13 protein-coding genes are annotated in these 13,834 nt (G+C 42.0%); 2 read left to right on the top strand and 11 right to left on the bottom strand.

Annotated features, from left to right (window positions below; translation table 11 throughout):
- Nucleotides 1-62 precede the first annotated feature (62 nt).
- The 8 genes from RRG12_RS16185 to RRG12_RS16150 all read right to left on the bottom strand — a co-directional run bounded on the left by RRG12_RS16185 (nucleotide 63) and on the right by RRG12_RS16150 (nucleotide 9,116).
- Nucleotides 63-803: an SDR family oxidoreductase gene (locus RRG12_RS16185; RefSeq protein WP_420759992.1), complete on the bottom strand. Its 741-nt coding sequence runs from the start codon at nucleotides 801-803 to the stop codon at nucleotides 63-65.
- A gap of 163 nt (nucleotides 804-966) precedes the next feature.
- A complete protein-coding gene (locus tag RRG12_RS16180; protein WP_420759991.1) occupies nucleotides 967-2,277 on the bottom strand; it encodes an efflux RND transporter periplasmic adaptor subunit in 1,311 nt (436 codons plus the stop codon).
- A 337-nt stretch (nucleotides 2,278-2,614) separates the two neighbouring features.
- The gene (gene dcm / locus RRG12_RS16175; protein WP_256090904.1) at nucleotides 2,615-3,694 is read right to left on the bottom strand and encodes a DNA (cytosine-5-)-methyltransferase; all 1,080 of its coding nucleotides are present in this window, start codon (nucleotides 3,692-3,694) and stop codon (nucleotides 2,615-2,617) included.
- Nucleotides 3,695-3,707: 13 nt separating this feature from the next.
- On the bottom strand, nucleotides 3,708-4,982 hold the full coding sequence (locus RRG12_RS16170) for a hypothetical protein (protein ID WP_420759990.1): 1,275 nt from the start codon (nucleotides 4,980-4,982) through the stop codon (nucleotides 3,708-3,710).
- 185 nt (nucleotides 4,983-5,167) lie between these two features.
- The gene (locus RRG12_RS16165; protein ID WP_420759989.1) at nucleotides 5,168-7,264 is read right to left on the bottom strand and encodes a glycoside hydrolase family 10 protein; all 2,097 of its coding nucleotides are present in this window, start codon (nucleotides 7,262-7,264) and stop codon (nucleotides 5,168-5,170) included.
- 149 nt (nucleotides 7,265-7,413) lie between these two features.
- Entirely contained in the window at nucleotides 7,414-7,986 is a 573-nt protein-coding gene (locus RRG12_RS16160; protein ID WP_069069606.1) for an HdeD family acid-resistance protein, read from the bottom strand.
- A 203-nt stretch (nucleotides 7,987-8,189) separates the two neighbouring features.
- Complete coding sequence (locus tag RRG12_RS16155) at nucleotides 8,190-8,741, bottom strand: alpha/beta hydrolase (protein WP_069069607.1); 552 nt, start codon at nucleotides 8,739-8,741, stop codon at nucleotides 8,190-8,192.
- Between the two features lie 183 nt (nucleotides 8,742-8,924).
- Nucleotides 8,925-9,116 carry a bromodomain-containing protein gene (locus tag RRG12_RS16150; RefSeq protein ID WP_069069608.1) on the bottom strand — a complete coding sequence of 64 codons (192 nt, stop codon included), beginning with the start codon at nucleotides 9,114-9,116 and terminating at the stop codon, nucleotides 8,925-8,927.
- A 442-nt stretch (nucleotides 9,117-9,558) separates the two neighbouring features.
- Here RRG12_RS16150 and RRG12_RS16145 point away from each other — a divergent pair, with 442 nt between their 5' ends.
- Both RRG12_RS16145 and RRG12_RS16140 read left to right on the top strand, forming a co-directional pair.
- Nucleotides 9,559-10,002, top strand: a complete 444-nt coding sequence (locus tag RRG12_RS16145; RefSeq protein WP_069069609.1) for a pyridoxamine 5'-phosphate oxidase family protein — start codon at nucleotides 9,559-9,561, stop codon at nucleotides 10,000-10,002.
- Between the two features lie 279 nt (nucleotides 10,003-10,281).
- On the top strand, nucleotides 10,282-10,857 hold the full coding sequence (locus RRG12_RS16140; protein ID WP_420759988.1) for a DUF411 domain-containing protein: 576 nt from the start codon (nucleotides 10,282-10,284) through the stop codon (nucleotides 10,855-10,857).
- A 59-nt stretch (nucleotides 10,858-10,916) separates the two neighbouring features.
- Here RRG12_RS16140 and RRG12_RS16135 read toward each other — a convergent pair whose 3' ends face one another.
- The 3 genes from RRG12_RS16135 to cbiE form a co-directional block, all read right to left on the bottom strand.
- Nucleotides 10,917-11,885: a tetratricopeptide repeat protein gene (locus RRG12_RS16135; protein ID WP_420759987.1), complete on the bottom strand. Its 969-nt coding sequence runs from the start codon at nucleotides 11,883-11,885 to the stop codon at nucleotides 10,917-10,919.
- 339 nt (nucleotides 11,886-12,224) lie between these two features.
- Nucleotides 12,225-12,359 (bottom strand): hypothetical protein, encoded by a 135-nt coding sequence (locus RRG12_RS16130; RefSeq protein ID WP_256090905.1) that lies wholly within the window; start codon nucleotides 12,357-12,359, stop codon nucleotides 12,225-12,227.
- Between the two features lie 174 nt (nucleotides 12,360-12,533).
- Nucleotides 12,534-13,751 carry a precorrin-6y C5,15-methyltransferase (decarboxylating) subunit CbiE gene (gene cbiE / locus RRG12_RS16125; protein WP_420759986.1) on the bottom strand — a complete coding sequence of 406 codons (1,218 nt, stop codon included), beginning with the start codon at nucleotides 13,749-13,751 and terminating at the stop codon, nucleotides 12,534-12,536.
- Nucleotides 13,752-13,834 lie beyond the last annotated feature (83 nt).

The raw sequence follows: 13,834 nt of genomic DNA, 5'->3' as shown, positions 1-13,834 counted from the left end.
ATTACGGCATTGCACATTACTGGCTGAGGTTTTGAAACGGGGATCGTTAGGAGAGCTTTTCCTCACGCGATTCCACCGTTGACACGAATATTTTGCCCAGTGATCCACCTAGCTTCGTCGCTAGCAAGAAACGCTACTACATCGGCGATTTCTTGCACATCTCCCAGTTTACCAAAAGCCGCCATTTGGGCTAAACGATCTATCTGTTCTTGGGTTTTGCCTTCTCGGAATAGTTCTGTATCCGTGGGGCCAGGAGAAATAACATTAACTGCGATCGCTTTTGCACCTAATTCTTTAGCTACTACCCGCGTGATTTGTTCAACAGCACCCTTGGTTCCTACATAAGCGCTGTAAGTTGGCAGCATCATCGCCGTAGTAGATGAGGAAAAGTTGATAATCCGTCCCCCCTCTGCCATGTGTTGCGCGGCTTTTTGACAAGCAAAAAAAGTACCTTTGACGTTAATAGCAAAAATCTTGTCGAAATCTTCTTCACTCACCTGAGTAATTGGTTTATAGAAGGCAATTCCGGCATTGTTGACCAAAATATTGACTTTACCAAAGCGTTCGAGTGTTTGCTCAAATAACCGTTTGATGTCGGGTACTTTGCTAATATCAGCTTGGATAGCGATCGCACCTACCCCCAACTTTTCAATTTCTGCAACAACTTCCTGTGCTTTGACTGCATTACCTGCATAGTTAACGACAATAGATGCACCATTACCAGCTAACTTGAGAGCGATCGCTCGTCCAATTCCCCGCGATGAACCAGTGATAATTGCAACCTTCCCTGTCAAAGACGCCATAGATTAATCGAGTTTTATTTTGGTTAATCAAAATAATTATCTGCTGTTAACGTACTGTATCAAGGTTAAATTTAGGGAATTGGGCATGGGGCATGGTGGGGCATTGGTTATTCTCCTTCATCTCCCCCTACCTCCCCTACTCCCCACTCCCCACTCCTCTTAATTAAGATTCTGGAACGATCGCAACACCATCCCTAAGATTGAGCAAACCTGAGATAATAACTTTATCTTCTGGCTGTAATCCTTCAATAACTTGGTAATTATTATCTTTGATCTCGCCTAGCTTTACTCGCTTTTGCCGAGCTACTTGTTGAGATACGCCTTGGGGAGATGTTTCTGTTTCAACTACATAAACAAAAGTGTCCCCACCTACACGAGTCATTGCTGTTGTGGGAATTAAAACTCCGGGGCGTTGATTCCAGAACACTCTAGCCCTCACCAATTGATCTGCACGTAGTTGACCTGTAGGGTTATCAAAAAGTGCTTTGATCAGTATTGTTTGTGTTTCAGTACTAGGATTAGGTGCAATGTAAAATACCCTACTTCTACCCAGCTTTTGACCTTGTGTGTTCATGACCTCCACTGGCATTCCCTTACGCAATTGAGGCCCTTGCTGTAGTGGCACAGAGATATTCACTTCTAAAGGTCGATTTTGGGTGATATTAACTAATGGTGTAGAAGTATTAACTAAATTACCAACTTTCACAGCGAGGTTGCCAACAGTGCCACTAAAGGGAGCGGTAATTTTGTCAGACTGGGGCTGTTGTGTTTGAGTATTTACATTAGCTTGCTGCAAGGTTTTTTCAGCCTGCAATATATTGGCTCGTTGTGCTTGAATCCTGGAATCAATTGCATTAAGACTAGTTTTAGCATTAGCGAGCCTATTAGCAAACTGATTGCTAGTTTGTCGAGATACGGCTCCTTGTTCAGCTAGAGCAAGAAACTTTTCGTAATTTTGCTCATACAATTGCACATTTGCAATATATGATGGTCGTTCTGCTTCCAGAGATTGGAGTGTAGCGCGGGCATTTGCCAGTTGCATTAAAAATGCTGGAGGTACAGAATTTTTCAGAGCGATCGCTGCTTGTGGTGTACGATCTACTTGGAGAATCGCCGTTCCTTCGGCTACTGAATCTCCCGATTTTACAAGTACCTGGGTAACTTGGCCCTGAATCCTCGGCTGGAGCGTAACTGAGCGCTGGGATTTTAGGCTAGCAATAAAATCTGAACTTTCCTCAACGATGCCGCTTTGTACGGTGGATATTTTGACTCTTACACCTTGAGGTTGAGGGTTAGCAGTTGAAGGTGCTGAATTTGGCGGAGTAAGTAAACGCCAAACTATAGGTACTCCGCCCCCTAACAATAGTAGTGCTGCTAAAAATAACCAAAGCCACCGCCGTTTTCCAGAAGGTGGCTCAAATGAGCTTTGTGGAGCTTTTTCTCCAAAATCAGTTTGAGGCTCAGGGGATGTCATGGCTTTTGAGGAACTTAAGGAACAAATTGACTAGAATTCAATCAAAATTTCATCTGTTTATCTTGAAATTACTGATTTAGCATGAGGTTTTGTGGCAAATTATGTGTTACCCCATTCAAATATACAGTTTTGATGATTCTGTCTAAATCTACCGAAAGGTTAATCCCTAATTTCCCATCCAGTTATCATGGACAAGGGTTGATGATACTGGCATACTCATAATTCCACCGCAGAAAGTCGATGATCTGCCTGAGCCAATATGTAAGTTAATCATACGCCTAGTTGACCGTAGCTCAATCCCTTTAAAGTCTTTCTGGTCAATCTTCCGATTAGAAAATTAACGGCTGAACTCTGCTTCTGCCAAGTCAACAAAAGCCTTACCAACAGTTACGTAGGGTAGTAGCCCAAATAATTCAAGTTCAGGACTATGAGTAGATAAAGGTAAGCGTATACTACCAATGTCCTTTCGGCAACCAAGAAAAAATAATCGCCGCCTTAACTGGGGAGTACCAAAATCAGCAGCTAAAAGTACACCGACTGAGATGTTGTAACCTAAATTCGCCATCTTATCCCAAGTTTGCTGGTATACTGTGCCACCTGCAATACCTTTGAGATTAGATACATTCTCCATAACAAAAAAAGGTGGGTACAAGTGCTCGACAAAACGTAAAAATTCATAAATCATACCACCTCGATCATCCTGAAAGCCTTTTTGTTTACCTGCCTGACTAAAAGATTGGCAGGGTGGGCCTCCAAAGACAATATCTGGTTTCTCAACTTCACCAGAAAACTTTTGCCATAGACTTAACGGGTTTTCTACAGTGGAAATATCATTTTCCAAAACGCAAATATGGCCACCAAAAAAACCACGCAGTGTTGAACAAGCATCTGACCAATTATCGAGAGCTACCTTAGTTTCTATACTGCCCGTAAGATAAGCACCAATATCCATACCTCCTGCGCCACTAAATAAGCTGAAAGCTTTGAGGGAACGATTTTCAAATCCTAACAACTTTGCTTGCTGAACTAAAGATTTAAACACAGCTTCTGCAAGCGGTACAGGTACAGCATTACCTACCTGAAGCTGAGTACTTGTTAGGGTTCCCTCAAACTTTATATCGTCAGGAAACCCTTGTAAACGAGCTGCTTCTCGCACAGTAATAAATCGATTTTTATAGGGATGGACGAACTTATTGAAAATGTACCCCGTCACTGTTAGAGAGGGTTTATCTGGATCAAGACGAATTATTCTTAAATTTGGTCCACCCTGACGATTTGGATCGTGCTTGAGATAAAATTTAAAGCTATCGTGCCAAAGTTCTTCAGGCAAATCCTGCATTTTTTGCCCAATTTTTAAGGCATCGATACGCTTTTGTACATCTGAACCAACCCGTCTAGCAATGTGATTTGCAACCAATTTGCACGGACTATTAAAATTGGAAGTTTTCTGAAATCCAGTCATCTCTCACATGGCTTTGGGTGAAGGTGATTATACCATCAAAAAGATTGTAAATCTCTTTTTCCGGTGGCAAATCTGCAATTTTTTTCGCTTTTCCTGTTTCATCTAGCGTCCATATAACATCCTGAAGTTCGAGCAGGTAATCATTATAGTGACGCACAGCATGAATATTAGACAGCAAAGCAGTTTTTACTGCTATTTGACTATGTTTTGGCTTTCCTGTAGCAGCAATTTTTAAGACTTGATAAATTCCTTTTTTAATATCATCAGTTCTGTCCATTCCTACGCTAGATTTACCATCAGAGACGGATTCGTACCCATCACCACTCTTTCTAACTGGCCAAGTCAAAGGTCTAGGAGTAGGTTGTCCACAAGCATTTGTTAACCAATAAACAGCTTCAGGTATAGTTCCCCTACCGCGTGCTGCTTTATTATACGCAGAATAGGCAATATTCCAAAACTGAAAATATCGATAAAACAGTTGATTATCCCGGACAAAACTTCTGCCAATTTGTTCGTATGCCCATGTTGGAGAACTATGGCTTCCTTTTACTCCTAGATCCACAAGTTCATAGTTCCAGCAATCTCCTTCTAACTTGGGCAAAATTATGTGCAAGTTAGATGATGCCAGAAATGAATTATCTGTAGGAGAATGCGAACAAGGTATTGGTTCTCCATGTTCTCCCATCTCGGTTTGTACCTCAACCTTCGCTGCTAAAGGAAGTGTTGTCAATGGTGCGGCTTTTACTTCTGCAAGCAAGACTACACTCTCTTTCTCATCATGAATTATGACGTCAACGGGTTCAGCACCATGATAAATTTTTAAATTCCTCGAATTAATTTTAAATAAATGTTTTAGAAATACACAGAGCAAACGACTTGTGGTTTTGCCAATAGTTCCAGATGGTAATTTATTTGCCTGATGATAGTAAAAATTACCTTGTAAAACACATCTTGGACAAGTGTTAGTATATGGGTAAATTAACAGAGGAATATTATTTACTGGACAATAAAGCCATCCTTTATTAGTTAGTTTTGTATAGTACTCAGCAGCTACAATCAGGTCAAAAGCTGCTGCCAGTGATATACCAGGATTGGTAGCAGTACGTATGGCATTTTCCAAAGCTTGCTCAACCAAAATGGAGGTTAATGCTTCTTCATGGGGATTTACTTCCAGAGCTTTAACTCTTCCTAAAAGGCTAACTATCCAATCGGATTTAACTGGTTCAGGTTGATTACTTTGCACTAGTATTTTAAAGATGCGATGTCTTATCTGCGAGACGCTACGCGTAGCTTGCTTCCCTGTAGTGGTAAGACGTACTATTCGGAGTCGCACTCATATTACACAACAGCATAACAGCAATCACTTTGCCCGTCGCAAGCGATGTCTACGACGGGCTTTGCCTACGCACTTATCGGCAGCACTTTTCTTCAACTCACTGTAATAACTGTTCCTGCACTCTCATTTGCCAATCTATCCACTGCACATACGGCATAGCTTCCTGCTTGTTGGACGGTAGCGAAGGTTGTACCAGCAGACAAAATTCGCTGAATTGTCCAAGTATCGCCACTCAGCCGATAAAGTGTCCAAGAACGAACTGGCTGATTATCACCAGGCTGCCAACTCAGTTTGCGGTTATTGACTTGTAGTCCAGTCGGTGGTGGGGGTGGTGTTGTATCTTGCCAAGGCAAAGTTGGCGGTAGCGCAGGTTTGTTATAAAGCAGACTTTGGAATTTATCAGCAATGCCCTGACTATTTTCCGTCAAAACACCAAGATTAAAGAAGATATTCCCTAATGACAACTGTGCAGCTTGGCTGCGACTAATTATCACCTGCTTTTCAATCTCACCACTCTCTCGACTCTTGTTGCTTGGTTCTGTCAAATTGTTCCCAGCGTAAACGTGTCTTTGCTTTGTGTTTATCTGTGTCCACCACTTTAGCAACGCCGAATAACTTTGTTGTGGTTGGTCTGTGCGCCAATATAATTGAGGAGCAATATAATCAATCCAGCCTTCTTCTAACCATTTCTTAGAGTCGGCATACAGCACGTTGTAAGCATCCAACCCAGTAATACCAGCGGGTTGTCCGGGGCGATAAATTCCAAAGGGACTAATACCAAATTTTACGTCGGGTTTGGTTGCTTTAATTCCCTGCCAGAGGCGCTGTACCATTTTGTTAACATTGTCCCGTCGCCAGTCGCCAAGGCTGAGTGTACCACCGGCTGCTTTATATGCAGCGTAGGTTTTGTCGTCGGGAAAAGACTGTCCTTCGATGGGATATGGATAGAAATAATCATCTAAGTGAATGCCATCAACATCGTAGCGCTTCACTACATCGAGAATTACGTTGTACGCCCTATCCTGAACTATTTTCAGTCCTGGGTCCATCCAGCGTTGAGTTTTCCACAAATAAACGCTTTCTGGATTGGTAGCTGCTAGGTGGGGACGGACTGTTTTAGCTGGGTCGGTGGAAGTGCTAGCGCGGTAAGGGTTGAACCAAGCATGAACTTCAATATTGCGCTTGTGACATTCTGCGATCGCAAACGCTAAAGGATCATAAAATGGTTCTGGTGCTTTCCCCTGAGTTCCGGTAAGCCAAGCACTCCAAGGCTCTAATTGAGATTCATATAAAGCGTCTCCTTCCGGTCGCACCTGGAAAATCAGGGCATTGAAGTTCAGCGCTTGTAATTTAATCGCAATTTCGGTGAGTTCAGCTTTTTGTTGGGCAACAGAGAGTCCGGCTTTGGAAGGCCAATCACCATTCCACACAGATACTAACCATGCCCCCCGGAACTCCCGGCTATGATTTACTCTAACGCTACCGATAGGTGTGGGGGTTGGCGTTGGTGTTGGGGTTGGTGTTGGTGTTGGCGTTGGTGTTGGCGTTGGAGTCGGTATTGGTGTAGGTGTGATTATTGGCGGCTGCACTAAGTAACTAGAGGCAATTTTTTCAGCCTGACCTAAATACACCAAAGCTTGATAAATAATTACTGCCACATCTGCACGGGTGGCTGCAATATTAGGACTGAGTAATTTTAGATTAGGGAAACTAACCACCAATCCGGCACTAGTGGCAATAGCTACGTGATTTCGGCCATACTCAGGAATCTGAACAGAATCTTGATAAATTTGTGGAAGTGCTGAGAGGAGGTCAGGTTTTACTTTGGTGGCAATTTCTAGACCAGCTACCAAGGAAACTAATACTTCTACTTTAGTAATTCGGTTAGCGGGACGGTAACTTTTATCAGGAAACCCACTAATAAATGCTTTTTCGTAAGCTGTTTGAATGGCGGCTGCTGCCCAATAACTAGTGGGTACATCAACAAAGGGGACATACTGCCGCTTCTTGGCAACGGTGGGAAATGCCTTGGCGATGATGGCGGCAAATTCAGCGCGGGTGAGTGAGTTATCGGGGCGATAAGTGCCATTAGGCGACCCACTGACAATACCACGTTGGGCTAAGGCTGTAATAAATAAGCGTGCCCAATGGTTTTGAATATCCGAGAAGGGAGTAGCAATAGATACCATTGTTGAAAAGCAGCTAGCTGGCCTGGATTTTGATTTCCTTAGTTAATTTAGCAATATGAAGGCGATCGCTGCTGCAATCTCGTTGTAAACTTTGACTATTGAAGTTTGGGATAAGGCATTGGTAATTAGTTTTCCCCATTCCCCATCTACTAAGTAGCATTTGTGGCTTCGTTAGTAGGATTCGAGGTAGAACGCGCATTCAATGCCAACATCACGCGTGAAATGCCAGTAAAAAGAATACTGACACCAACTAGTGTGCCAAGAAGCCAAGGCGCATTGAAGGGCCACTGGAACCAAATCATTCCACCTAATACCAGTGTGATGATGCCATCAGCTAGTATCCACGTCCAGTTATCTTGCGGACGTAACTGGAATGCCAGAATTAACTCGAATGTGCCTTCAGTCAGCAAAAAGCTGCCAAGCAACAGAGTGAGTGTAAGCACGCCTGTATAAGGATAAACAAATAGCATTATGCCCGTTGCAATATAGAGTGCGCTCAACAAAATTTTCCAAATGAAACCTCCGCGATCGCGGGTTTGAGTGGCGTACACTAGTTTTGTAAATCCTGCGAAAATCAAAATCACTGCAATCCAAGTCTCGGCGAATATCGTTGAGATATTTGGCACTGCGATCGCAATAGCCCCGACAATACTCAGAAGAACACCAGTGATCAGCGCTCCATTAACATTCTTGTTAATATCTCTAGAAACGTTGGTTGTCATATAAATTTTTCCCTAACTCTACAATTACGTTAGGGAATTTCTCAGCCACAGAATAGAGCCTTAAGATAGACTCATCGGTATTAAATTTCAGCAGTAACTAGTACAGCACGGCGTAAATAAACCACCCATTCCCAATCAACAAAACCCTTACGCTGTCTTCATTTTTAATTTTTAATTTTTAATTCCGCCTTGCGGTACTAGCCTCAGAAAAGTTTTGCAAGATTGCTTAGGCGTTCATAAACGGGGATGAGACGATCTCCTTCAAGTTCAACAGAAGTACTTGGATAATTCTGAATGGCTCCAAGCAGTGTAACTTCACCATTTTGTTTAATAGATTCACTTAAAGCGTTTCGCAGCGCTTCCTGATCTAGTTCTCCTTCGGTAGGACGAATTACCTCACCAATTTGGTTAACTAAAACTGGCCCCGCCCAGCTAGACAGTAAGCTATTTAAAAAGGAAGGATCGGCTTTTATCGAAGCTTTAAGTGCCTTACGAGCTACAGCTGGATCTTGTTGCGCTGCTTGTAAATAGGCTTTTAATGTCGGGGTAGTTTTGCCGGTTTCTGTAAACTGAGTTAACTCTTGAACAGATATTTGCCCCTGAAAAGTACCATATTTTAAAATAACTTGCTCCGCAGCATTCGCATTAGTACTTGAGAGGAGAACAATAGCACCTAGACCTAAAGCTACTGTTTGAGTGAGCAACTTAGCGAATTTCCGGTTTTTTAATCGATTGAAAAATTGATTAATCTGCATTTTATCGAAGTTTCTAATAGTGCGGGGTGTACATAGGCATAAAATGCCCAAAGGTCGTATTTCTCACAAAAATTTTACTACAGATACATGATTAGGGGCGTACAAATGTAAGCCCCTATAGCCAATTTATTTGTTGCAAAAATTTTGGAAAATAGTCTTATTAAGCCTTGTCATTAGGCGAAATTAATGAGGTAGTATTGATTTATCTTCATCTAAAGTTGGTGCAGGTATGCCTAAATGCTTCCTTGCAGATTCTTCAGCTAGCTTTCGGTCTTGCTCATTATCGAACTGACTTTCATCTAACAAATGAGGGTTTTTTACCGCTTCATCTCGGCTTGGTTTATAGCCATTTTTCCACCTGTATTTCCAATCCATAATTTGAAAGGCAGATATACTGCGATTTGATTGTCTAGGTTCTTTATTATCTTAGGTGCTTAATGCAAAATGATACTCCTGCTATAGGTTGAAGAGACTCATTCATAAGGTACAAATCTAACATAAAATTTCACAGTCCCAGAATTTGTTTGCCAGAATTTGTTTGAGTTTATATTTTTATTCAAAAACCCATAGACGATCGCAGCACTAAATTTGTTCCAAATACTATCTCTATAATTGATGCATAAACAAAATAGTGGCTCTCAAGCAATATGTCTAGAGATATAACTAAAATAGCTGATTTTATGAGAACTACACCTCTAGGCTCACGCAATTGAAACAAAAAAGCTTAATACTAAAAAATAGCATTGCCAGCCTTAAATCTAGTTGTAATTAAGGAATTGCAGTCTAGAAAAAGTAAATAGAGAAAAAACTACAACCAATGACAACTTCTACAGATCGCAACCAACAAATTACAAAATTGCATGAACTAATTAAAGATATTGATTATGGTATGTTTACCACAGTCGATGATGATGGAAGCTTGCATAGTTACCCGATGTCCAGGAGTGGCGAGATTAATTCTGATGCTACACTCTGGTTTTTTACCTATGCCGCTTCTCATAAGGTAACTGAGATTGAACATCATCCACAGGTCAATGTCAGCTTTTCGTCACCCAGTCCGCAGCGTTTCGTTTCTATTTCAGGTACAGCACAGCTTGTGACAGACCGCAACAAGATGCAAGAGCTATGGAAGCCGGAACTTCAAACCTGGTTTCCAAAAGGACTGGACGAAGCCGATATTGCTTTGCTCAAGGTGAATATTAATCAGGTTAATTATTGGGATAGTGTATCGAGTTTTAAGCCACAAACAATTAGTTTTTAACACCATCACGCCTTTAAGATATGTAATTGTGGGATGAAATTGGCAAAGATTGAGTATTTTTGATTGCAAAAAGTCATAGCGATCGCCTTAAGAAAAGCGATCGCTCAATTTATTTTTATTTAAAAAGGCTACAAAATCTATCTTGTAGCCTTTTTTAGGCATTTTTTATTTGGAAGTCTCTTGCAGTTATGATCACTAATAAGGAATCGCTTTTGCTTTATGGAACATAATATAGTTTTGCGTAAAATCGCAGTGTTTTTAAACACAGAGAGACGCAGAGTGCTTTTGAATTATTGCGGGCAAAAATTCTTACCTCGCATCTTGGTACGTGCTGCTGTGCGAGTAGTAGTAATGATTTGTCTAACAGCAGGAGTGTTGGGCATTTTGGGAAGCACTGCTCCTGTGAGTTATGCTCAACTAGTAAGTACTACTACGCATATCCAGAATAAACAGACACCATTAAAATCAGCAGCGCTCAATGCCACTGTATATCACAGTCCTGATTGTAACTGTTGTGGCGGGTGGATTGATCACTTAAAGGCACAGGGTTTTAAAATCACAGACTTTTCTACACCTAACATCGAAACAGTCAAACAAAAGTACAACGTGCCGGATAACTTGTCATCTTGCCACACAGCAATTGTTAATGGATATGTGATCGAAGGACACGTCCCAGCAGACGACATCAAACGTCTGCTTCAAGAAAAGCCAAATATTGCTGGTTTATCTGTTCCTCAAATGCCTGTAGGTACTCCTGGGATGGAGATGGGGAATCGAAAAGATCCGTTTTCTGTGTTTTCCTTTGATCGCAAGGACTCAGTTGCAGTATTTAATAAGTATGGTGCTGAGTCTTGAGTGAGTTACGAGTGTTGTTAGCGGTAGCGGAGCCAACAGCACTTGTAATTCAGCACTGTTCATCGTTTGGAACCAGATTTGATCAACTGCGACAAATGATTTAACCATCTTTCAAACCAGAAGACAGATGCGAAAGTTGCAACATTTTGAGAAAGAAGTTCAATTGCATGATTGCAATCTTGCAGACTTTCATCAAGTCCCATTACATGATATATTTCACGAGCATTGCAAAAGGCATTGAGCGCTTCTGATTCTCGATTAATTTTTTCTAACACCAAACCCAAATTAAACCAGGCGTTTGCTTCCCCATTTTGGTCATTGAGATCCCTTTTAATCTCTAATGATTGTTGATAAAACTCAAACGCTCTTTGGTATTCTCCCAAAGCTTTATAAGCACTGCCCAAACCACTCAAGGCCATAGCTTGGCTATTATTATCGCTAATGAATTTTGCCAGCCCTAACCATTGCTGGTAAAACTCAATTGCCAGTTGGTAATTCCCTAATGATTCATAAGTATTGCCCAAACTTCCCAGGCTTATGCATTCTCCAGTCCAATCGCCAATTTTCTTGGTTATACCCAACCACTGCTCATAGAACTCTATCGCTTGCTCATACTTACCCAGGTATTCATAAGTATTTCCCAAACTTCCCAAGCAAATACCTTCCCCAGTGCGATCGCCTATTTTCCTGGTAATACTCAACCACTGGTGATAAAATTCAATCGCTCGCTGGTATTTTCCCAGTGATTGGTAAGCGTTACCCAACCCAGATAAAGATTTGGCTTCCCCGAATTGATCGCCTATTTCTCTCGTTATATCCAACCACTGCTGATAAAACTCAATTGCCAGATGGTACTCGCCTCGTGAGTAGTAAGCATTGCCCAAACTTGCTAAAGAAATGACTTCTTTATTGCGTTGGCTTTGCCCGCCGTAGGCATCGCCTGTTTCTCTAGCTTTTTCTAAGCACTGTTCTTCAAACTCAATAGACTCAATGTTATTTAGGCTCCCGGATCTAATTACTTCTGTCATTTTCTATAGAAAACAAAATTTTTGGTTAATTAAGCTGTCGATTATACAATTTTCTGTGACTTCAGCACAGGATCAGTGCAACTTATGGATACAACTTCTCTCAAAATCTAGAAATTGTTCTTCAAAAACTTTCTTTTATACACAGTTAGGGCTGTGTATAAAAGAATTTTATTTATCGAACAGAATAAAGGCGTCAGTCGTCAGAATGGGCTAAACCTTAGCTATCCGCTAACAGCAATATTTTCTGTATGAACTGGCGGTGCTTCACAGCGTAAAGCCTTCTCTTTCAGAGACGCTAACGCGAACGGCATGGCTTCGCTTAGAGCGACGCAGGAGCGTCTAAATAATCGGCGTTTTTGCACCACCACCAAATCGTAGATTTGGTGGTGGTGCAACAATTCCTGCGCCGGTCTGAATCCCCGACTGATAGCGAACGCGTTGCGTCTTTATTCTGACTTCTGAATTCTTCTTCAAATTCTTTCAAATAAAAAAATACTCAATTACTTTTTGTGGAGTTGGCGTTCCACCCGTAGCTAAAACCGGGCTTTCCGACCCACCCCACAAGATTGGATAATTTATTTGTTAGAAGTCTCTGAGTAACAAGCCTATTAAATATAGTATGCTACAAAATTTAGACTACTGTTTATTTTAGTTTTCAGACTTTACAACTACCCATTGCGTCACAGGCGCCATTGCTCGCCAGCCCAAAAATTTACCAATAGGTTCCGCCCGCTGAATGGCAATACGAGTTAAATCGCCACCGACTCGTTTATGCCATTGAAATAAAGTTTGCTCACCCTCTACCGTCACAACATTTGCCACCAAACGTCCACTCGGCCGTAGCGCTTCCCAGCAAACATCAAAAAGTCCCGTTGCTGTAACCCCACCACCAATAAAGATGGCATCTGGTGCTAATAAGTTTTTCAGGACATGGGGTGCTTTCCCTTCAATGATTTGCAGATTGGGAGTACCAAGAGTGGCGGCATTATCAGCAATATATAGTAGTCTAGAAGAATTTTGTTCGATCGCGATCGCTCGACACTGAGGATGACTCCGCATCCATTCGATAGAAATTGAACCGCAACCCGCGCCAACATCCCACAATAATCCTCCCGGTGTGGGAGCCAAAGCTGCTAGGGTAACTGCCCTAACTTCACGCTTCGTTAACTGTCCATCGTGGTGGTAGGCGTTATCTGGTAATCCTGGTAATCTTGGCAAAGGAATAACCCCAGGATCAGGAATACAATAAACTGCGATCGCATTCAAAGCCGCAACTTCAGTTTCACTCCAAGATGCCGCCGTCCCTTCTACAATTCTTTCATGAGTGCCGCCCATGCGCTCCAAGACGGTGATTTTGCTGCCACCGTAGCCGCGATTTGTCAAAATTTCAGCAACAATGGCGGGTGTGTCCTTTCCTTCGCTCAAAATCAACAGCTGCGCTTTTGGGTAAATGTAAGATTGGAGTAGGGAGGATGGACGACCATTCAAACTCAAGGTTTCCACCTCAGTTAAAGACCATCCCACCCTGGCACTAGCGAGGCTGAAGGCTGAAGGTGCGGGGATAATCGTCATTTCAGAGACAGGAATTCGCCGCATCAAGGTGACACCAATGCCGTAACACATAGGATCGCCACTGGCTAGTACGCAGATTGACTGACCCCGACGCTGAATGATTTCGTCTACAGAGGTGCTAATAGGGGATGTCCAGACTAGTTTTTCACGTTGGTCATCTTTAGGGAGCATTGCTAAATGGCGATCGCCTCCCACAATTACTTTAGCTTGAGTGATTAGGGAAAGAGCGATCGCGCTTAACCCCTGTAATCCATCTTCCCCAATACCGACGATAGAAAGCCATTTCTCTGTCATGCTAATTCATGATTAATAACTAATATTTGACGTTAATTCTAATTCTGAATTATTCCGTCAATTTTGGTAGAATATAGTTCATA

Source organism: Nostoc sp. CALU 546 (assembly GCF_048836525.1).
This window is presented reverse-complemented; position numbering and strand designations above follow the sequence as displayed.